The sequence below is a fragment of the Coriobacteriaceae bacterium genome (assembly GCA_025993015.1).
Lineage (GTDB): Bacteria > Actinomycetota > Coriobacteriia > Coriobacteriales > Coriobacteriaceae > Collinsella.
This window is the reverse complement of sequence record DAJPFV010000001.1, coordinates 378,917-400,769: the sequence shown is the minus strand read 5'-3', so window position 1 is coordinate 400,769 and position 21,853 is coordinate 378,917. Positions and strand designations below refer to the sequence as shown.

Here is a 21,853-nt window from a genome sequence, read left to right as displayed (position 1 = left end):
TATGCGGCAGCGGTCGGTTTGCGGGGTCTGCCCTGCGGTCGCCTTGAGCCACATGTTTGTAAACCTCACTATGATACGACAGCTCGCGGCGCGTTGAGGACGGCGAGGGTGCTACAGTGAAGCGCAAACAAGAGAAAGGCATCACATGGCATTCGTTTCGCTCGCCATCATCGCACTCGTGGCCTTTGCGAGTCCTTTTATCGCCTCGGCGATTCCCGGAAAACCTGTTCCCGAGACGGTCTTTTTGCTCGTGCTCGGCGCGGTGCTGGGACCCCATATGCTCGGCGTCATCCATGTAGATGCTGAGGTCTCGCTTGTGTCCGAGCTGGGCCTGGCCTTTTTGTTCCTGCTTGCCGGCTTTGAGATCGACCCCAAGAGCATCACGGGCGTCGAGGGGCGCTACGGCTTGGCGACGTGGGCCGTCACGTTTGGTATCGCCTGGCTTGCCGTGCGCTTTACCCCGTGGTTCTCGGTCAGTCATTTCGACGGTATCGCCGTGACGCTTGCCCTCACTTCGACGGCGCTCGGCACGCTCGTGCCCATCATGCGTGAGCGCTCGCTCACTGGCACGCGTGTGGGCGACTCGATTCTCGCGTATGGCACCTGGGGTGAGCTCGGCCCTGTGCTCGCCATGTCGGTGCTGCTGTCTGCCCGCACTGGCATCCAAACGCTCGTAATCCTTGGCTTGTTTGCGGTGGTTTGCGTGTTGCTGGCTGTGGTCCCAAGCCGCTCCAAGCGTGTCGGCAGCCGCTTCTTTGCGTTTGTCGAGGAACGCGCCGATACCACGTCGCAGACCTTCGTGCGCCTGACGGTGCTCATCCTGGTCACACTCGTGGCGTTCTCGGCCGTCTTTGATCTCGACATCGTGTTGGGTTCTTTTGCCGCCGGCTTTGTCTTGCGCTACATCATCCCCGAGGGCAACCATACGCTCGAGACCAAGCTTGATGGCCTGGCCTACGGCTTTTTGATTCCGGTATTCTTTACCGTATCGGGCGCAAAGATCGATCTGACGGCCGTGGCGTCGCGCCCGGGTTTGCTCGTGGGCTTTATCGTGGCGTTGTTGATTATTCGTGCCGTGCCCATACTTATTTCTATGAGCATTTGTCCTGCGACGCGCGATGTGTCGGCGTATGGTCGCATTACCGTGGCCCTGTACTGCACCACGGCGCTGCCGATCATCGTTGCCGTGACGAGCGTTGCCGTCAACGCGGGCGCGCTGTCGCAAGATATTGCGTCGGTCATGGTTGCTGCCGGTGCCATCACGGTGTTCTTGATGCCGTTGCTCGCGCAGCTCTTCTACCGCGTGGTCGACGCCGCGCCGGTCGCCGCCGTGGCAGAAGTTGCCGAGCATCCATCCGATGCGCTCGACATCCTGCGCGCCCACCACGACCTAGCGAGCTTGCTCGCGCGCGAGCATGAGCTGCTGACTTCGCATGGCCATGGTCGCGTATTCGAGGGCCTGCCTACGCTCGATACGATTGCCGAGCGTCTTTCCGCCGAGGCGGCGAGCGGCCACATCGATGCCCGCATCGTGGACGCGGCGCACCTGCTTGCCGATAAGACCTATGGAGACGAGGTCGACCCGTCCGAGCTGACTCCGCGCGAGCGTCGCCGCCTGGAGCGCGCCAAGCTCGCCGTGCGCGAATACCGCCGCCGCATGTTGGAGCTCTATGCAAGAGAAGAAGCCGAGGACGACGACGGCAAGTAGTCGATACTCTCTCGGGGAAGCCGCGTCCCGCTTTGAAGGCTCGGAACGGGATGTGGTTTCCGAAACGGGGGCCGTTGGGAAACTGTGTCCCGGAATGGGCGCTCAGAGTGGGATGCAGTTTCCGCTTTGGACCCCTGCCGGAAAGCGCGTCCCAGTCTGAAGGTTCAAAATGGGACGCGCTTTCCTAAACAAAGGCCTTGGGGAAACCGTGTCCCGGAATGGTCGCCCAGAGTGGGATACAAGTTTCCGCGAGAGGCTCGTTGCGGAAAGCGCGCCCCAGAATCCGCGCCCAGAATGGGACATAGTTTCCGAAAGAAGGCCCTGAGGGAAACTGCGTCCCGTTTTGGGCTGAAATGCCGGGACGCAGTTTCCCTTACAAGCAGAACAAGGCGCGCTGCCTGCGGTTGATGCAGGCAGCGCGCCTTTTGCGTTGAGCTCCGTTGAGGTTCGAAGCCGAAACTTTCGACCTTTAGGAGCGGGCTGCTCCGTCGACGGGGAGCACCGCGCCCGTGACGTAGGAGGACATGTCGCTCGCCAGGAAAACGAAGGCGTTGGCAACGTCCTCGGGCTCGCCCATGCGACCGAGCGGAATAGTGGCGATGATGGGCTTGATGACCTCTTCGGGCAGGTTGGCGACCATATCGGTCTTGGTTACGCCTGGGGCAACGGCGTTGACGCGGATGCCCATGGGGGCGAGCTCGCGCGAGAGCGACTGGACCATGCCGTTGACGGCAAACTTGGACGTGGGGTAACCGACGCCGGAGGGCTGGCCGTACTTGGCGACCATCGAGCTTGTGGTAGTGATGGTGCCGCCGTGGCCGGCCTCGGTCATGATCTTGGCGGCAGCTTGGTGACCGTTAAAGACGGCGACGACGTTGAGGTCCATGACCTTTGCGAACTCCTCGGCCGTATAGTTAAGGAGCGGCGAGCGCTGGGAGATGCCGGCATTGTTGACGACCGTGTCCAAGCCGCCCATGTCGGCGGCAGCCTGGGTAAAGGCCTCGGTCACGGCTTCGAGCGAGGTGATGTCGCAGGAGCGGCCCCAGACCTTGGCGTCGGGATAGGCGGCTGCCAGCTTCTCAACGGCCGCGTCGGCAGTCTCCTGGCGCGAGCCAAAGACAGTGACGGCAGCGCCTTCCTCGATAAAACGGCAGGCGATGGCATAGCCGATACCGCGCGTGCCTCCGGTGATGATTGCTTTCTTGCCCTCGAGCAACATGGTGCTTCCTCTCATCGCGGGCGGACATTCGCAGCACAGCGTAGCGGTAGCCGGAATCGGTCGCGTTTGCATATCGGTGAACGGTAGCCCGCGTTACCGATGAGCGGCTCGCGCAAATATGCTCTGCCGTTGTGCTTAGGGCGGGTGACAAAAGGGCTCCCGTCCCACATCGGACGGGAGCCCTCAAGGCGCGTATTGCTAGGCGAGCGTTGGGTTAGTTGGCCATGACGCCTTCGGTCCAAGCCTCGACGTCCTCGATGCGCAGGACGTTGGCGACCTCGGCCACGCAGTCGACGCTGGCAAGCTCGGCGGCGGCAGCTTGGACGTCCTTTTCGAGCGCGCGGTGCGTCAGGAAGATGACCGAGCAGGCATCGCTGACGCCCGACTTGCCGTCCTCGACCTGGTTGATGAGCGAGATCGAGATGTTGTGCTTGGCAAAGATGTCGACCGTCTCGGACAGGGCGCCCACGCGGTCGGCAACCTTCAGGCGCACATAGTACTTGGTCTGGAGCTCGTCCATGGGCTTAAAGGCGAGGTTGTGACCATAGGGCTCAATCTCGGGCAACGGAGCCACGCCGCGGCTGATCTGCTCGGAGAGCGACAGGATATCGCCCACGACGGCGCTCGCGGTGGGGAAGGAGCCTGCGCCAGCACCATAGAACATGGTCTCGCCCACGGCGTCACCCACCACGTAGACGGCGTTCATGGCGCCGTTGACCTTGGCAAGCATGCGGTCGGCGGGGATCAGCGTGGGGTGCACGCGGACGTCGACGCCGGCGTCGGTGTTACGGGCGATGCCCAGCAGCTTAATGGTGTAGCCGAGCTCGCGGGCCTGGGCGATGTCCTCGGCACCGATGGTGCGGATACCCTGCTGGTACACATCGTCGGTGGTCACGCGGGTGCCAAAGCCGATGGAGGCGAGGATCGCCGTCTTGCTGGCGGCGTCGAAGCCGTCGACGTCGGCGGATGGATCGGCCTCGGCATAGCCCTTGGCCTGCGCGTCGGCAAGGACGTCGGCGTAATCGGCGCCCTCGGCGTCCATGCGCGACAGGATATAGTTGGTGGTACCGTTGAGTATGCCGGCGATGGTCAGGATCTTGTTGCCCACCAGGTCGTGCTCGAGCGTGCTCACGATGGGGATGCCACCGCCGCAGCTGGCCTCGCACTTAATCTGCACGCCGCACGCGCGCGCCTTCTCGGCAAGCGTCTCGACGTGACGGCCCAGCAGGGCCTTGTTGGCAGAGACGACGTGCTTGCCGTGCTCAAAGGCAGTGGTGAAGATCTCGGTTGCGGGATGCTCGCCGCCGATCAGCTCGACGACGATGTCGACGGCGGGGTCGGTTGCGACATCGTGCCAGTCACTCGTAAAGGCCTCGCGCTCAATGCCTGCTGCCTCGGCCTGCTCCCAAGCAAGCGCGCAGGCGCGGGTCAGCTTAAGGTCGATGCCGTAGGCTGCCAGGTACTCATCGTGGTGGCTCTTGATTAGACGGGCCACGCCGCCGCCGACGGTTCCCAGACCGATCAGACCGACGTTCACGGTGCGCAGGGGTTCGCTCATAGATAGCTCCTTCGTGCATCTTATGGATGGATTAACCGCTTAAAGGTTGAATGCATTCTAGCGTGAACCGAGGGCGCGTGCTCGCCAGGCAACAGGAGTCGCACAAAACGGCACCCCCGAAACGCTGCGGAAACATTGGAAACATGCTCGCTACAAACGGAACTCCGTAACAAACTGTCAACGTTTGCACCATAAGGTTTGCCCTGTACCGCAAGACGGCCGCATCGCGGCCAGCGAAAAGGGGGACACCATGCTCAACATCAACAGCACGCTCAGCCGTAGGAACTTTCTCGCCGGCGCCGTGGCACTCGGCAGCACCGCCGCACTCGCTGGTTGCTCGTCGGGTGGCTCGGACGGCGGCTCCGCCGATGACGGCAAGACCTTCAAGATCGGTGTCATCGGCCCTCTGACCGGCGCCGCGGCAACCTATGGCGTTTCGGCCGAGAAGGGTGCCAAGCTCGCCGCCAAGGATTTCTCGACCAAGGACCTCAAATTCTCGCTTAAGTCCGAGGACGACGTCGCCGACGGCGAAAAGGCCATCAACGCCTTCAATACCCTGTGCGACTGGGGCATGCAGGCTCTCGTCGGCCCCGTCACGACTGGTGCCGCCGTCGCCGTCTCGGGCGAGATCGCCGGCGATATGCTCATGGTCACGCCTTCGGCCTCGTCGCTCGACGTCACCAAGGACAAGACCACGGTCTTTCAGGTTTGCTTCACCGATCCCACCATGGGCGCCAGCGCCGCGAAGTTCTTGGCCGAGAAGTACGCGGATGCCAAGATCGCCCTGTTCTACAACTCCGGCGATACGTATAGCTCGGGCGTTGCCGACGCTTTTGCCGAGCAGGCCAAGGCGTCCAAGCTCGATATCGTCGATACCGAGACCTTTAAGGACGACTCCTCCACGAGCTTTACCAACCAGCTCACCAAGGCCAAGGAGGCCGGCGCCACGCTCATTTTTGCGCCGATCTACTACACGCCGGCGTCCGTCCTGCTCAAGAACGCCAAGGACATGGGCTACGATATGACGCTCATGGGTACCGACGGCATGGACGGCCTGCTCTCTGTCGAGGGCTTCGATACCTCTCTTGCCGAGGGGGTACTGCTCATGACCCCGTTTTCGGCTGACGACGAGAAGAATGCCGACTTCGTCAAGGCCTATAAGGATGCCTACGACGAGACGCCTAACCAGTTTGCCGCCGACGCCTACGATTGCGTCCACGCAATCGTCGAGGCTATCGATAAAGCGGGCATCGACCTTACGGCCGACGGTGCCGACATTGCCGGCGACCTTGCCAAGGCCATGCGCAAGATCAAGATCGAGGGCCTGACGGGCGAGCTCACGTGGAACGACGAAGGCCAAGTCGAGAAGCCCGCTACGGCCTATGTGATTCAGGACGGCAAGTACATCGCCGCCTAAGTGCGCATAAAGCACGACCGGTGAGGCTGTTTTATTCAGGGCAGGGACGCCTGTAACAGAATGGAAACATTACTTTTACATAATAAAGTGGCAATACTGCATAAAGTAATAGAAATACGCAGAATTATGGATAAATGAACAAATCCAAAGAAAAGTTGAAATAATCGCCACTTTCCTTAACTAAAGCGTCTACTATTTTGCGAACGCCGAACACGGCGAAGGATGGCCTGTCGGGTAACCGAAACCCGACGAGATTTGAGAGGAGAGCCGCATGTCGAGCCTCACCGGTAAGTCATTGAACCCTGTTATGAATCGCAGGAGCGTTATCGCGAGCGCAGCAGGTCTGGGGGCGATGTCCATTCTAGCTGGCTGCTCCTCCAACGGCGGCGACAGTGGTTCCGCTTCGGGCGACGCTTCGTTTAAGATCGGCACCATCGGCCCGCTGACCGGCGCCAACGCGTCCTACGGCAAGTCCGTTACCCAGGCTGTCGAGCTTGGCTGCAAGGATTTCTCGACCAAGGAGCTGCCGCTTGTCAGCAAGGCCGAGGACGACCAGGCTGACGGCGAGAAGGCCGTCAACGCCTTCAACACCCTGCTCGACTGGGGCATGCAGGCCCTCGTCGGCCCGACCACCACGGGTGCGTCGGTTGCCGTTGCCGCAGAGTGTGGTAACGACCCCGAGACGTTCATGATCACCCCGTCCGCGTCCTCCGAGGACGTTACCAAGGGCAAGGATTGCGTCTTCCAGGTTTGCTTCACCGACCCCAACCAGGGTGTCAACGCTGCCAAGTTCCTGGCGCAGAAGTATGCGAACGAGAAGTTCGTGCTGTTCTATAACTCCGGCGACGCCTATTCTTCGGGCATCGCAGATTCTTTTAAGGCCCAGGCCGCTAAGTCTAAGCTTGAGATTGTCGACGAGGAGACCTTCAAGGACGACTCTGCTACGAGTTTTACCAACCAGCTGACCAAGGCAAAGCAGGCCGGCGCCACCATGATTTTTGCACCGATCTACTACACGCCCGCATCCGTCCTGCTCAAGAACGCCAAGGACATGGGCTACGACGTCAAGATGATGGGCTGCGACGGTATGGACGGTATCCTGGGCGTGGAAGGTTTCGACACCTCTCTGGCCGAGGGTCTGCTGCTCATGACCCCATTCTCCGCCGATGACGAGAAGAATGCCGACTTCGTCAACGCCTACAAGGATAAGTATGGCGAGACTCCGGACCAGTTTGCCGCCGACGCCTACGACGGCGTGCATGCGGTGGTCGAGGCCCTCAAGGAAGCCGGCCTGGGTGCCGACGCCGACCCGACCGAGGTTGCCGAGAAGCTTCCCGAGGCTATGCGCAACATTACCGTTGACGGTCTGACTGGCAAGCTCTCCTGGAACGACAAGGGCCAGGTCCAGAAGGACCCGACGGCGTACGTCATTACCGACGGCAAGTACGTACAGGCCTAATTGGCCGCCTTACATAGAGCGGTTTTGATCCCAAGCAGGGGAGGTTTTGGCCTTCCCTGCTTGCTTGGTATCTAGGGACGATGTAACGTCCCTGTTTCATACATTAACTGGAAACCTATTCGAAAGGGGGATGTGGAACATGACGGTCTTTATCCAATACCTGGTCAACGGCCTGTCCATGGGCAGCGTCTACGCCATCATCGCGTTGGGCTACACCATGGTCTACGGTATCGCCAAGATGCTGAACTTCGCTCACGGCGATGTCATCATGGTCGGTGCCTATGTCTCGTTCTGCGCCACGTCGTATCTCGGCCTCCCGGGCTGGGCATCTGTAGTTCTCTCTTGCGTGGCCTGCACGGTTCTCGGTGTTCTCATTGAGGGTCTGGCCTATAAGCCGCTGCGCCAAGCAGGCCCGCTGGCCGTTCTGATCACGGCTATCGGCGTGTCTTACTTCCTGCAGAACGCCGCGCAGCTTCTGTGGGGCGCCACGCCCAAGAACTTCACTTCGCTCGTCACCTTCCAGGTGCCGGAGTTCTTGGCCAAGTTCAACGTAAGCGCCGTCTCGCTCGTCACCATCGTCGCCTGCCTGGTTATCATGGCCGGCCTGATGTTCTTTACAGGTAAGACCAAGATGGGCAAGGCCATGCGCGCCGTGTCCGAGGACAAGGCTGCCGCTCAGCTCATGGGCATCAACGTCAACCGCACCATTTCGATGACGTTTGCCATCGGCTCTGCCCTTGCCGCCATCGCCGGCGTGCTGCTGTGCTCCTACTCGCCGGTGCTGCAGCCCACGACGGGTGCTATGCCTGGCATCAAGGCCTTCGACGCCGCCGTCTTCGGTGGCATCGGCTCCATCCCCGGCGCTTTTGTCGGCGGCATTCTCATCGGCATCATCGAAGCGATGGCACAGGCTTACATTTCCACGAGCCTTGCCAACTCCATCGTCTTTGGTGTTTTGATCATCGTCCTGCTCGTCAAGCCTGCCGGCCTCTTGGGCAAGTACGTCCCCGAGAAGGTGTAGGTGAGCGTTATGAAGTTTCTTAAAGACAAGCAGACGCGTCACGACTTTGTCACGTACGCCATGTGCATCGTGGCCTTCGCCGTCGTGTTCTTTATGCAGTCGAACCACATGATTCCGCGCATGATCGCCGGTCAGCTGGTTCCCATCACGGCCTATATCGTCATGGCCATCTCCCTCAACCTCGTCGTCGGCATCGCGGGCGACCTGTCGCTGGGCCACGCGGGCTTTATGAGCGTCGGCGCCTATACGGGCATCGTCACCGCGGTCGCCCTCGAGAGCGCCGTTCCTTCCGATCCGGTGCGCCTGATCATCAGCATCGTGGTCGGCGCTATCGCCGCTGCCGTCTTGGGCTTCTTGATTGGCATCCCGGTCCTGCGCCTGAGCGGCGACTATCTGGCCATCGTGACCCTGGCTTTTGGCGAGATCATCAAAGAGATTGTCACTTGCCTTATCGTGGGTGTCGACTCCCGCGGCCTGCACGTGATCTTTAACATCACGGGCAACTCTACGATCGACGACCTGCACCTGCTCGAGGACGGCACCGCCATCATCAAGGGCGCCCAGGGCGCCTCGGGCGTGTCGACGTACTCGACCTTCCTCGCCGGCGCCATCTTGGTTATGGTCGCGCTCGTGATTGTACTCAACCTGGTTCGCAGCCGTACCGGCCGTGCCATTATGGCCGTGCGCGATAACAAGATTGCAGCCGAGTCCGTAGGCATCTCCGTCACCGAGTACCGCATGATCGCCTTCGTGGTTTCCGCTGCCCTCGCCGGTGCTGCCGGAGCTCTCTTCGGCGGTAACTTCTCGCAGCTCTCCGCCACCAAGTTCGACTTCAACACGTCCATCCTCATCCTGGTGTTCGTGGTTCTGGGTGGTCTGGGCAATATGCGCGGCTCCGTCATCGCCGCGGCGTTGCTCACGGTGCTTCCCGAGCTGCTCCGTCAGTTCTCGGACTATCGCATGCTCATCTACGCCATCGTGCTGATCCTGGTCATGATCTTTACCAACAACCCGCAGCTCAAGGCGTTCTTCGCACGCATTAAGGACCGCCTTGCTTCCAAGAAGGAGGTGGCAGCCGATGCCCAGTAAGTTTGAGTTCAACAAGGGCAAGATGGTCCCGTATCCTTCTGGCGCCATCGTTCCCGACCGCGACCTGGGTCAGCGCCCGGCGCTCGAGTGCATCCACCTGGGCATTGAGTTCGGTGGTCTTAAGGCAGTCGACGACTTTAGCCTGACTATCGGCAAAACCGAGATCGCCGGTCTCATCGGCCCCAACGGCGCTGGCAAGACCACGGTCTTCAACCTGCTCACCAAGGTGTACCAGCCTACGCACGGCACCATCCTGCTCGACGGTGAGGACACTTCGGGCAAGTCGGTCTACCAGGTCAACCGCATGGGTATTGCCCGTACGTTCCAGAACATCCGTCTGTTCAACACCATGACGGTGGAGGACAACGTCAAGGTCGGCCTGCACAACCAGGAGCGCTACTCCGGTTTTGAGGGCGTGCTGCGCCTGCCTACGTATTGGAAGCACGAGAAGGCCGCCCACGAGCGCGCCATGGAGCTGCTGTCCATTTTTGACATGGAGCACCTGGCAAATGAACAGGCCGGCTCGCTTCCTTACGGCGCTCAGCGTCGTCTGGAGATCGTTCGCGCGCTTGCCACCAACCCCAAACTGCTGCTGCTCGACGAGCCTGCCGCCGGCATGAACCCGTCCGAGACCGCGGAGCTCATGGAGAACATCGTCAAGATTCGCGACACCTTTGGTATCGCCATCATGCTTATCGAGCATGATATGTCGCTCGTTATGAACATCTGCGAGGGCATCTGCGTGCTCAACTTTGGTAAGGTCATCGCCAAGGGCACGGCCGAGGAGATCCAGAACAACGACGCTGTTATCGAGGCATATCTGGGCAAGCAGGATAAGGGGGAGAACTAAATGGCAGAGCCGATGCTTTCCGTCTACAACATCAACGTCTGGTACGGCGCTATCCACGCCATCAAGGACATCTCCTTTAACGTCAACGAGGGCGAGATCGTGGCTCTGATCGGTGCCAACGGCGCCGGCAAGTCCACGACGCTTAAGACCGTCTCGGGCCTGCTGCGTTCCAAGACCGGCTCCATCAAGTTTATGGGCGAGGACATTACCCATACGCCTGCCGACAAGCTGGTGGGCAAGGGCCTGGCCCAGGTGCCCGAGGGCCGTCGCGCGTTTTTGCAGATGACGGTCGAGGAGAACCTGGAAATGGGTGCCTATACGCAGCCCAAATCAACGGTGGCTCCGGGTCTCGAGCGCGTCTACGAACAGTTCCCGCGCCTGAAGGAGCGTCGTCGCCAGGTCGCCGGCACCCTTTCGGGCGGCGAGCAGCAGATGCTCGTTATGGGCCGCGCCCTTATGAGTAACCCTAAGCTGCTCATGCTCGATGAGCCCTCTATGGGCTTGGCACCGATTCTGATTGAGCAGATCTTCCAAATTGTCGAGGATCTGCATAAGGCCGGAACCACGGTGCTCCTGGTCGAGCAAAACGCACAGATGGCTCTTTCCATCGCCACACGCGGCTACGTGCTCGAGACCGGCAAGATCACCATGACCGGCACCGGCCAAGAGCTCCTGCACGACGATAACGTGCGCAAAGCATATCTTGGTGGCTAACTAGTTACGCGGTTTTACCAAACCGCGTAACGGCTCGACGCTGCAAGCCCGCCAGGGCGGCAATCTGCCTTTCAACTTCGGCGGCATGACCAGAAGGTCAATGCCGCCTTGTTTCAAGGCACCTTGCTCGCTCTGGCGGGCTTTCGCTGACTTCGCCAAAACATCGACGTTGTGGCAGATGCCAACGACTACCCCTTTAAGTTGCGGTGGAATAGGGACTAAATGGGAGCCTCAGAGGCCAAAAGAGTCCCTATTCCACCGCAACTTCATGGGGGTGTGTGACAATGCCCGTCGGAAAACATCTGCTGTCTTTGGGGGTCTATCTATGCTGTACGAGTTTTGTGCCGAGAACTTTGAGCGGGTGCCGGCGGCTATCGATGCCGGTGCAAGGCGTATCGAGCTGTGCGACAACCTTGCCGTTGGTGGCACTACGCCTTCGGCCGGCGTTATCAGCGCTACGACCAACTATGCTCACGAGCACGATGCACGGGTGATGTGCATGATTCGCCCGCGTGGCGGCGACTTTCACTACAACCAGGACGAGCTGCGTATGATGGAGATGGATCTGGGCCTTGCCGTAAGTGCGGGCGTTGACGGCTTGGTCTTTGGCTGCTGCAAGCCCTGCGCTGGCGGATGGGCGCTCGACGAACTTACGCTTGGCGCCCTCGTGATGGCTGCGGGCTGCGCGACCGAGGAGTGCAAGCGCGATCCTATCGACATCACTTTCCACATGGCGTTTGACCAGCTCTCGCCCGAGGCTCAGCTGGACGCCATTGACACGCTCGCCGACTGCGGCGTCACGCGCATTCTGACGCACGGTGGCACTGCCGGTACGCCGATCGAGGACAACTTCGAAAACCTGGTCCGCTTGATCGAGTACGCGGACGACCGCCTGACCATCCTTCCCGGTGGCGGCATTTCCACGGCCAACCGCGATACCGTGGCGGCGGCACTGGGCGTCTCCGAGCTCCATGGCACCAAGATCGTGCCGCTGGGGGTATAACCCGTGGCGCTGGTATTTGACGTTCAGCAGGCGAACGGTAAGCCCGACGACAACCGTCGTCCCGGCACCGCGTGCCCCTTTTGCGATACCGAGGAACTCGCCAATATCATCCGGCGCGACGGTGACTGCATCTGGCTCGAGAATAAGTTTAAGACCTTGCGGGCCACTCGCCAGACCGTATTGATTGAGTCGTCCGACCATGACGCCGACCTGGTGACCTATGCGCCGGACGAGCTGCATCATGTTATGCGGTTTGCCCTGGATTGCTGGCAGCGGATGATTGACTCCCGGCAGTATCGCAGCGTTCTCATGTACAAGAACAAGGGCCCACTTTCGGGCGGCAGTCTGGTCCATCCGCACATGCAGATTGTGGGTTTGGAGCAGGAGGACGGCTATGCGGCGCTGACCTCAGCCAACTTTGAAGGCATCGATGTCTGGCGGCAGGGGAGAATCTCGGTCAACATCTCAACCGAGCCGATCATGGGATTCTTTGAGGTCAACGTCTCGGCTCCACAGGGAATCGCCGCCAGCGATGACGCACGAGACCAAGCCGAGGCGGATCTCTTTGCCGATGCGATCCAGGTAGCTCTGCGCTATATCCTAAACGGGCACCACGGTGGTCGCGCAGAGTCGTACAACTTGTTCTTCTATCACCTGGGCGGTCGGACCATTGCCAAGGCGCTGCCGCGTTGGGTGGTTTCGCCCTACTTTGTCGGCTATCGTTTGGCCCAGGTTAATGCCGAGACCACGCTCGATATCGATGCTGAGCGCCTGCGTGCGCATCTGGAAACGCTCGTATAGCAAGACTATCACCCGCGTAATGCGGACAGTCTAGCGTTCCATGGCATCGCGGCTGGCCTCGACCCGCTTGCGCTGGGCGGCGCGCTCCTCGCCGGTCAGACGCTCAAAGAGGTGTCCGATAATTGAGGCCAACACCTGCTGAAACAGCGTGCCGCACATGACGGGGAATACCACTTCGCCGGGAAAATACTGCGTGGCGATGACGGCACCCGAAGAGATGTTGCGCATGCCGCAGGTAAAGCACATGGTGGTCGTCTCGCTATACGGCAGGTGCAGGGCCCGGGCGATCAGGACGCCGATGATAAAGCCGCTGATGGCGAACACCAGGATAAAGAGCGCGACTTCTAAGCGCTCAACATTCATGTGTAGCACGTACTCGCTCATAGCGGTGGAGTTGGACGCGATGACACCCATCATCATGAACTTGCAGGCGGGCGAGAGCGCGGGAGAGAGTTTCTCGTGGCCCCAGCCGCGCGTGAGTTCATTGATGACAATACCGAGCACAGCGGGGATGGCGATCATAAAGGCCATGTCTTGCATCATGCTCGGCACATCGATCGAGACGGTGGCGCCCAACAGGAGCTTGAGCGTGAGCGGAATCGTCACAGGGGAGATAACCGAGGACGTCAGGATGATGGTGAGCGCGAGCGGGCCGTTGCCGCCGAACATGCTGATCCACATAAAAGCGGTGACGGCCACGGGCGCGCTGTACTCGAGCACGATGCCGCAGACAAGGTTGGGGTTGGAGCCAAAGAAGAGTGACCCCATGGCATACGCCGCGATGGGAATAAGCACCGCCGAGACGAGCAGCGCCAAGACTAGGTGCAACGGACGGCGGAACACCTCGGTTACCTGGTGAAAGGTGTTGCTGAGCGCGCCCTGAAACGTCATAAAGGCAAACAAGGTGGGAACGATGGGCTTGAGTACGCCAATCTGTTGGGGAAAGAGCACGCCGAGCGCCACGCAAATCGGAACGATGATCTGCATGTGCCCCGCGAGAAACTTGCCCAGTCCAACCCATTGCTTCATATGCTCTTGTGACTCCCTTTGCTCGTGAATCCGTTTTGAATGGATATGCTAGACGCTCGCATGCGTCCGTGCGTCAGAAACGCTCGAATATTTCGAGGCTATTACCGCCCTCGTTTATCGAAACCGCGGTGTGCTGGACGTTGTACGTCCGTGCCGCACGGTATAATAAATCCGTTCAACAGATCTGCCTGCCGAAGCGGGCATACACAGAGGACTCATCGCTATGAACCGTGAGAGGTATCGCGGCGACCTGCCCCTATCGGGGGTGGGCGCCTATGTCATCGCTTAAGACGACGCATCGCTGGGCGGTCGCTCAGCAAAACCCCGAACTCGAAAAGGAGCTTTCGGCTGGCCTGGGAATACCCGGGCTGGTGGCGCGCATTATGGTTGCGCACGGCATTACATCCATCGAAGAAGGCCAGCTGTTTTTGACGCCTTCGCTCGATCGCGACTGGGCTGACCCGCTCATTATCCCGGGCATGTCGGTCGTTGCCGACCGCGTCGAGCGTGCTATTCGCAACCACGAGCACATCGCGGTCTTTGGCGATTTTGACGTTGACGGTATTACGTCGACCTGCCTGTTAACCGAGGCACTGCGCACGTTTGGCGCCGATGTCACGCCGTTTATTCCGCATCGCTTTGACGAGGGCTACGGTCTCTCGCGCGCGGCGCTCGACCGCGTTAACGAGCTCGCTCGCCCCCAGTTGATCGTGACCGTCGATAACGGCATTGCCGCCAAGGAAGAGGTTTCCTATTTGGAGAGCCTGGGAATCGATCTGGTGGTCACGGACCATCACGAGCCCTCCGACCAGGTGCCGCAGGGTGTGCCCCTGACCGACCCCAAGCTCGAGGATGAGGGGCCCTCGCGTGAACTTGCCGGTGCTGGTGTGGCGCTCAAGCTGGTGCAAGTCCTGGGTGAGCGCCTGGGCAAGCCGTCGTATTGGCGTTCGCTAATCGAGGTCGCGGCGCTGGGCACCGTGTCCGACATGATGCCGCTCACGCCCGAGAACCGTGCGCTGGTTGCCGAGGGCATCCAGCAGATGCGCGTAACCGCTCGCCCCGGCTATATCGCGCTTGCCGCGCTCGCCAAGGCGGACCTTTCGAGCATTACGGCGGATGGCCTATCGTTCTCGCTCATTCCCCGCTTAAACGCTGCCGGTCGCATGGCCGATCCCAAGCTGGCGCTCGACCTGCTGCTTGCCCGCGATCCCATCGAAGCAAGTGCGCTGGCGGCTGAGCTCGAGGAAATCAACCGCCAGCGCCGTGAGATCGAGGCGGAGCTCACGCGCGATGCCATGGCAAAGGTCGAGAAGACCTATGACGGCGGACGCGCGATCGTTGTGGGCGGCGAAGGCTGGCACGAGGGCGTCAAGGGCATCGTGGCAAGCCGTCTGACCAACCGCTATCACGTGCCGGCGCTGCTGTTCTCGATCGAGGACGGTATCGCGCGCGGTTCTGGTCGCTCGGTGGGCAAAGTTAACCTGTTTGACGCCGTCGAGCGCTGTTCCGACCTGCTGATTCGTCGCGGCGGACATGCCGGTGCGGTGGGTGTGACCATCGAGGCATCCAAGCTCGACGAGTTCCGCCGCCGCCTTTCCGCCGTGCTGTCCGAGCTTCCCGCCGAGGACTTTGAAGGCACCGACGAGGTCGCCGCCACCGTCGACCTTTCCGAGCTGAATATCGAGACCATCGAGCAGATCTCCCGTCTTGAGCCGTTTGGCCAGGGCAACAAGGTGCCGCTGCTGGCTGCCGAGGGCGTGACGATGTGCGACCGCGCCGTGGTGGGCAAAACCGGCGAGCACATGCGCTTTGTGGCGACCGATGGCGCCGCGAGTGTGCCGGCCATTATGTTCCGCGTGCCGCAAATCGATAAGCTCATCAACTGCGATAGCGCTGTCGACTTGGTGTTCGAGGCCGTTGCCGAGCATTGGCAGGGGCGTGTGAAGCCCAAGCTCATGATCAAGGATGTTCTGGTCCGCGATACCACGCTGCCCAGCGTCGACGATCCGGCATGTGAACTTCGCCGCGGCGTGCAACCGGCGGATTCTGGCCTGCGCCTGGAGTCGCGTAAACGCGAGACGCTCGCCCAGCTTTCCTATACCGAGCTCACGCGCTCGCTTATCCATAGCTTTATCGGCTCGAACCAGCCGCACCGCGCGCAGGTCGAGGCGCTCGATGCCCTGGCCGATCACCAAAGTGTTCTGGCCGTTATGGGGACGGGGCGCGGCAAGTCGCTCATCTTCCATGTGCATGCCGCGCGCGAGGCGGTCCTTCGCGGGCGTGCGAGCATCTTTGTCTATCCGCTGCGCGCGCTCGTTGCCGACCAGGCCTATCACCTCTCGTCGACGATGGCAGCGCTTGGCATTGGCGTTGGCGTGCTGACCGGCGAGACCGTGGAGGCCGCACGCGATGACGTGTTCGCCGGTCTAGCTTCGGGCCGTACCGGTATTGTGCTCACGACGCCCGAGTTCCTGTCTATCCACCGTGACCGTTTCGCGCGTTCGGGCCGCATCGGCTTTGTCGTTATCGATGAGGCGCACCACGCCGGCCTTGCCAAGGGCGGCGACCGTAGCGCCTATCTTGACATGCCCGATATCCTCAAAGCCCTGGGCGACCCGGTCGTTATGGCTGCGACGGCCACCGCGACGGCTCCGGTCGTGGCCGAGCTTGCCCGCATGTTGCCGATCACTCGCACGGTGGTCGACGAGACGGTGCGCGAGAACCTGCAGCTCGAGGACGACCGCGACCTTGCGAGCCGCGAGAACCGTTTGGTGTCGATCGTGGCGACGGGGGAGAAGACCGTCATTTACGTCAATTCGCGCGACCAGTCCGTGGCGCTCGCCAAGACGTTGCGCAAGCGTGTGCCCGATTGCGCAACCCATATCGCGTTCTATAACGCGGGGCTTGCGCGTTCCGATCGCCGTCGCGTGGAGGAAGCATTCCGAGACGGAAGCCTCAGCTGCATCGTTTCGACCTCCGCCTTTGGCGAGGGCGTCAACCTGCCCGATATCCGCCATGTCGTGCTCTACCACATGCCGTTTGGCGCCATTGAGTTCAACCAGATGAGCGGGCGTGCCGGTCGTGACGGACAGCCCGCCGTGATCCATCTGCTCTATTCGTCGCGCGACGCCCGCATTAACGAGCGCCTGCTCGACTGCTATGCGCCCGAGCGCGACGAACTCGTCACGCTCTATCGCGCGCTGCAGACCATGTGGCGCTCCAACCGCGGCAAAACCGGGGATGATTCATTCTGCGCGAGCGATATCGACATCGCGCAGATGTGCCTTGCCATCGATGCTCGCACGCCGGTCGACGAGCGTTCGGTGGAAAGCGGCCTGGGAATCTTCGAAGAGCTTGGTTTCTGTCGCGTTTCGGGGTTTGACGACTCCCGTCGCATCGCGATGGCCGAAAACCCCGGTCGCGTGCAATTGAGCAGGTCAATTCGCTATTTGGAGGGCTTGCGCTCGCGCATGGAGTTTTCGGCTTTCCGGAGCTGGGCGCTCGATTCGTGCGCTTCTGATATGCTAGCCAAAGTTAACCGCCCGATCGTACCGCGGGCCTAGGGGAAGGGGACCTCGATGGATGCCGCAGCCCGTACCGCCCATGATTCCACCCTCCAGCCGTTTTCGGAGATGGAGCACTATAAGCATGCCGATGAGCTGCCGCCCGAGATTATGGCGGACAGCTACGACAAGCTGGAGCGCCTGTGCCTCAAATATATGAATGAGGACGACTTTTCTAAGGTTGAGCAGGCCTACTGCTTTGCCGCCGAGAAGCACTGCAACCAAAAGCGCCGCTCGGGTGAGATGTACATCAACCATCCCGTCGAAGTGGCCATCATTTTGGCCGACCTCAAGATGGACTGTGACGTGGTGTGTGCCGCGCTGCTGCACGATACCGTCGAGGATACCGAGACCTCGCTTGCCGATGTTTCCGGCCTGTTTGGCGATACGGTGGCCGAGCTCGTCGATGGCGTGACCAAGCTCACCAACATCGAAGTCGACAGCATGGACGAGAAGCAGGCCCTCACGCTGCGCAAGATGTTCCTCGCCATGTCCAAGGACATCCGCGTCATCATCGTTAAGCTTGCCGACCGTCTGCACAACATGCGAACGCTGGCAGCCCTGCGCGAGGATCGTCGCCTGTTTAAGGCTCGCGAGACCATGGACGTGTACGCGCCCCTGGCCGACCGTCTGGGCATGAGCTCCATTAAATGGGAGCTCGAGGACCTGTCCTTCTTCTACCTAGAGCCCGATGCCTACCAGCGCATCGCACGCATGGTGGCGGAGTCGCGCGAGGTCCGTGAGCGCTATCTGGCCGAGACCATCAAGACGCTCACCGACGAGCTCAACCGCATTGGCCTGGAAGACTTCCAGATCAACGGCCGTTCCAAGCACTATTGGTCCATCTACCAAAAGATGAAGCGCAAGGGCAAGGAATTCTCCGAGATTTACGACCTGGTGGCACTGCGCGTCATCACGCATTCGGTGCGCGATTGCTACTCCACGCTCGGCGCGGTGCATACGCTGTGGCACCCCATGCCCGGTCGCTTTAAAGATTATATCGCCATGCCCAAGGTCAATAACTACCAGTCGCTCCATACGACGGTTATCGGCCCCACGGCCCGCCCGCTCGAGATTCAGATTCGAACCTATGAGATGCATGAGCAGGCCGAGTACGGCATTGCCGCCCACTGGCTATATAAGAAGTCGGGCGGATCGTCTGCTTCCAAGACCAATGACGCTCAACGTTTGGACGACCAGATCAACTGGCTCAAGCATTCGCTCGATTGGGCGGCTTCCGACGAGATCACCGATGCCAAGGAATACCTGCATTCGCTGAAGGTCGACCTCTTCGATCAGGAGATCTTTGTCTTTACGCCCAAGGGCGAGGTCATGGCGCTTCGTGCCGGCTCCACGCCGCTCGACTTTGCCTACGCCGTTCACACCGAGGTGGGAAACCATTGCGTCGGCGCCAAAATCAACGGTGCGGTGGCTCCGCTCACGCACGAGATTAAGACGGGTGACCGTGTCGAGATTCTGACTAACAAGAGTTCCAAGCCGTCGCGTGATTGGCTCAAGATCGTTAAGACACCTTCCGCCAAGTCAAAGATCCGCCGCTATTTTGCCGCCGCGACCAAAGACGATGACGCTGCTGCTGGTCGCGATATGCTGGCCAAGGACCTGCGTAAGCGTGGCTATGGCATTTCTACGCCGCGTTCGACGCGTGCGCTCAACGCCGTGGCGGAGCAGTTTAACTTCAAGCAGCTCGAGGACCTGTTTGCCGCCGTCGGCGCCGGCAAGGTTGCCCCGCGCGCTGTGGGCAATAAGGTCGAGCAAATCTTGGACCCCAAGCCCGTGGAACAGCTCACCAAGGCCGAGGCTATCGCCGAGGTCGTGAAGCAGCCTGCTCGCGGCTCCAACCGCAAGCCGCAAAAGCGCGGCAAGAGCGCCAGTAACGGCATTATCGTCAAGGGCGAGAGCAACAGCGGCCTACTGGTCCGTCTGGCTCATTGCTGCAACCCCGTGACGGGCGACGACATCGTCGGCTTCATCACGCGCGGTCGTGGCGTTTCGGTGCATCGCGCCAACTGTCCCAACGTCAAGGGTCTTATGGAGCATCCCGAGCGCATGATCGAAGTGGAGTGGGACGGCGCTGCCGACACCCTCTTCCAGGTCGAGATCGTGGTCGAGTGCCTGGACCGCATGGGCCTTCTCAAGGATGTCACCATTGCCATTGGCGATGCGGGCGGCAATATCCTTTCTGCCGCCACGTCGACCAACCGCGAGGGTATTGCAACCCTGCGCTTTATGGTCGAGATCTCGGACGCGAGTGGTCTGGATCCGCTGCTGGCCTCCATCAGCAGCGTTGACTCGGTCTACGACGCGCGCCGCCTGATGCCCGGTGAGGGTGGAGCCCAGCTTAAGCGCCGCGTTTAGTCGCGACGAACGTGTCACATTATCGATATTCGCTACACTCGAGGCATCGTTTGATGCCTCGAGTTCTATAGAGAGGAGAGGGACATGAGTGCTGTGTCCTTGGATTTAACTCCCAAGGGATCGGTCGAGATCGAGATGCTCGTAAACGGTCCCATTCAGACCAATAGCTATGCTGTTATTTCGGACAATGAGTGCGTGATTATCGATCCCGCATGGGAAGGCGAACGCCTGGTGGAGCATATTCGAGCCGAGCATCCCGGCGTACGCGTGTTTGGCGCCGTATGCACTCATGGCCATGCCGATCATGTTGGTGGTGTTGCAGGCATGCGAACCACCGTTGGCGAGGGCTGCCAGTATGAGCTGTGTGCTAAGGATGTGGCGGTGCCGCATGCGAACATCGAGGAACAGCGAGCTATGTGGGGCATTGAAGCGCCTGATCCCGGGGAGCCGACACGCCTGCTCGCCGAGGGCGATGCTATCGAGGTGGGCGATATCTACCTGCAGGTGATCGAGACGCCAGGGCATACGCCGGGCGGGATCGTCTTGTTTGCTGCCACCGAGCAGGGGAACATTGCCTTTGTGGGCGACACCCTGTTTCCGGGTGGGCACGGCCGCACCGATCTTTCTGGAGGAGACGAGGCGGCGATTCTGCGCTCGCTCTCCAAGCTCGCCCGGCTTCTCCCGCCCGATACCGTTTGCCTAACCGGCCATGGCGATTCGACCACCATGGCACGCGAGCTCATGCAGAACCCTTTCATGCAGATTTAGCTTAATAGTCGGCTTTTGAAGCACGAGAAGCGTCCAAACGTCAAGCTATTTTTCCCCAACGGGTCGATTCCGTAGGGCAAACGGTCAAAAAAGTCTGTTTGGACGATATTCGTGAACAAACGAACGTTTATGCTCGGGTGCGCCGTGGTAAAATCTCAGGCGTTATCGGAGCAACCTTACAGGAGGTTTCTTTTATGCTCGTCAACGCAGCAGACATGCTCAAGAAGGCCGAGGCCGGCAAGTACGGTCTTGGTGCCTTCAACACCAACAACCTCGAGTGGACCCTGGCTATTCTCCAGGCCGCCGAGGAGGCCAAGTCTCCGCTGATCCTTCAGTGCACCGCTGGTGCCGCTAAGTGGATGGGCGGTTTCAAGGTCTGCGCCGACATGGTCAAGGCTGCCGTCGAGGCCACGGGCGTTACCGTTCCCGTCGCCCTTCACCTCGATCACGGTTCTTACGAGGACTGCTTTAAGTGCATCGAGGCCGGCTTCACGTCCATCATGTATGACGGCTCTCACGAGGAGACCTTCCAGCTTAACCTCGACCGCACCAAGGAGCTCGTTGAGCTTGCCCACTCCAAGGGCATGTCCATCGAGGCCGAGGTCGGCGGCATCGGCGGCACCGAGGACGGCGTGACCTCCAGCGGCGAGCTCGCTGATCCTGCTGAGTGCAAGCAGATCGCTGACCTGGGCGTCGACTTCCTCGCCTGCGGCATCGGCAACATCCACGGCGTGTACCCCGCCGACTGGGCTGGCCTTTCCTTCGAGCGTCTTGGCGAGATCAAGGCTCAGACCGGTGACCTGCCCCTCGTCCTGCACGGTGGCACCGGCATCCCCGAGGATCAGATCAAGAAGGCCATCTCCCTGGGCATCTCCAAGATCAACGTCAACACCGACCTGCAGCTCGTCTTCGCCAAGGGCGTCCGCGAGTACATCGAGGCTGGCAAGGATCAGCAGGGCAAGGGCTTTGACCCCCGCAAGCTCCTCAAGCCTGGTCGCGACGCCATCGTTGCCCGCACCAAGGAGCTCATGGAGGAGTTTGGCTCCGTCAACAAGGCGTAAGCGTCGCTAAACTTCCCGCCGGAAGCCCCGTCCCCCTACACTGTTTCCTTTGCGCTCACCTGGCTTCGCCAGAAGTCGCGCCAAGGAAACAGTTCCGGGGGACGGGGCTTCCTTCGTTTAACGCCGCAGGGTTACGAGGCTGAATTCATTTTTATAGGTACCGTTTGTCGGTGTTGAGGGCTCCTTGGCTGGGGCTTTCTTTTTTATCTCGCTACAA

Annotated in this window: 16 protein-coding genes; 13 read left to right on the top strand and 3 right to left on the bottom strand. The window is 60.6% G+C overall.

All coding sequences use genetic code 11. The features are described 5' to 3' along the window. Positions 1–145: 145 nt before the first annotated feature. The gene (locus OIL77_01765) at positions 146–1,708 is read left to right on the top strand and encodes a cation:proton antiporter (GenBank protein ID HJI44147.1); all 1,563 of its coding nucleotides are present in this window, start codon (positions 146–148) and stop codon (positions 1,706–1,708) included. 469 nt (positions 1,709–2,177) lie between these two features. Here the strand turns inward: OIL77_01765 and OIL77_01760 are convergent, their stop codons facing one another. Both OIL77_01760 and OIL77_01755 read right to left on the bottom strand, forming a co-directional pair. After that, a complete protein-coding gene (locus OIL77_01760) occupies positions 2,178–2,927 on the bottom strand; it encodes a glucose 1-dehydrogenase (GenBank protein HJI44146.1) in 750 nt (249 codons plus the stop codon). 214 nt (positions 2,928–3,141) lie between these two features. After that, the gene (locus OIL77_01755; protein HJI44145.1) at positions 3,142–4,485 is read right to left on the bottom strand and encodes a homoserine dehydrogenase; all 1,344 of its coding nucleotides are present in this window, start codon (positions 4,483–4,485) and stop codon (positions 3,142–3,144) included. 250 nt (positions 4,486–4,735) lie between these two features. Here OIL77_01755 and OIL77_01750 point away from each other — a divergent pair, with 250 nt between their 5' ends. From OIL77_01750 to OIL77_01715, 8 genes are all read left to right on the top strand, one after another. Continuing rightward, a complete protein-coding gene (locus OIL77_01750) occupies positions 4,736–5,902 on the top strand; it encodes an ABC transporter substrate-binding protein (protein HJI44144.1) in 1,167 nt (388 codons plus the stop codon). A 271-nt stretch (positions 5,903–6,173) separates the two neighbouring features. Beyond that, positions 6,174–7,361: an ABC transporter substrate-binding protein gene (locus tag OIL77_01745; protein HJI44143.1), complete on the top strand. Its 1,188-nt coding sequence runs from the start codon at positions 6,174–6,176 to the stop codon at positions 7,359–7,361. A gap of 139 nt (positions 7,362–7,500) precedes the next feature. Then, positions 7,501–8,382: a branched-chain amino acid ABC transporter permease gene (locus OIL77_01740; protein HJI44142.1), complete on the top strand. Its 882-nt coding sequence runs from the start codon at positions 7,501–7,503 to the stop codon at positions 8,380–8,382. A gap of 9 nt (positions 8,383–8,391) precedes the next feature. Further along, positions 8,392–9,471 (top strand): branched-chain amino acid ABC transporter permease, encoded by a 1,080-nt coding sequence (locus tag OIL77_01735; GenBank protein ID HJI44141.1) that lies wholly within the window; start codon positions 8,392–8,394, stop codon positions 9,469–9,471. Next, a complete protein-coding gene (locus OIL77_01730) occupies positions 9,461–10,321 on the top strand; it encodes an ABC transporter ATP-binding protein (protein HJI44140.1) in 861 nt (286 codons plus the stop codon). Before OIL77_01735 ends, OIL77_01730 begins: the two co-directional genes overlap by 11 nt. After that, entirely contained in the window at positions 10,322–11,035 is a 714-nt protein-coding gene (locus tag OIL77_01725) for an ABC transporter ATP-binding protein (GenBank protein ID HJI44139.1), read from the top strand. A 325-nt stretch (positions 11,036–11,360) separates the two neighbouring features. Beyond that, positions 11,361–12,038, top strand: coding sequence for a copper homeostasis protein CutC (locus tag OIL77_01720; GenBank protein ID HJI44138.1), 678 nt, complete (start codon positions 11,361–11,363; stop codon positions 12,036–12,038). 3 nt (positions 12,039–12,041) lie between these two features. Further along, the gene (locus OIL77_01715) at positions 12,042–12,839 is read left to right on the top strand and encodes a DUF4931 domain-containing protein (GenBank protein ID HJI44137.1); all 798 of its coding nucleotides are present in this window, start codon (positions 12,042–12,044) and stop codon (positions 12,837–12,839) included. Between the two features lie 30 nt (positions 12,840–12,869). Here OIL77_01715 and OIL77_01710 read toward each other — a convergent pair whose 3' ends face one another. Beyond that, on the bottom strand, positions 12,870–13,868 hold the full coding sequence (locus OIL77_01710; protein HJI44136.1) for a bile acid:sodium symporter family protein: 999 nt from the start codon (positions 13,866–13,868) through the stop codon (positions 12,870–12,872). A gap of 275 nt (positions 13,869–14,143) precedes the next feature. Here OIL77_01710 and recJ point away from each other — a divergent pair, with 275 nt between their 5' ends. The 4 genes from recJ to fba all read left to right on the top strand — a co-directional run bounded on the left by recJ (position 14,144) and on the right by fba (position 21,636). Continuing rightward, a complete protein-coding gene (gene recJ / locus OIL77_01705) occupies positions 14,144–17,431 on the top strand; it encodes a single-stranded-DNA-specific exonuclease RecJ (GenBank protein ID HJI44135.1) in 3,288 nt (1,095 codons plus the stop codon). Between the two features lie 15 nt (positions 17,432–17,446). Then, positions 17,447–19,807 (top strand): bifunctional (p)ppGpp synthetase/guanosine-3',5'-bis(diphosphate) 3'-pyrophosphohydrolase, encoded by a 2,361-nt coding sequence (locus OIL77_01700; GenBank protein HJI44134.1) that lies wholly within the window; start codon positions 17,447–17,449, stop codon positions 19,805–19,807. A gap of 84 nt (positions 19,808–19,891) precedes the next feature. Next, positions 19,892–20,575, top strand: a complete 684-nt coding sequence (locus tag OIL77_01695) for an MBL fold metallo-hydrolase (GenBank protein HJI44133.1) — start codon at positions 19,892–19,894, stop codon at positions 20,573–20,575. 194 nt (positions 20,576–20,769) lie between these two features. Continuing rightward, positions 20,770–21,636 (top strand): class II fructose-1,6-bisphosphate aldolase, encoded by an 867-nt coding sequence (gene fba, locus OIL77_01690; protein ID HJI44132.1) that lies wholly within the window; start codon positions 20,770–20,772, stop codon positions 21,634–21,636. Positions 21,637–21,853: the final 217 nt, after the last annotated feature.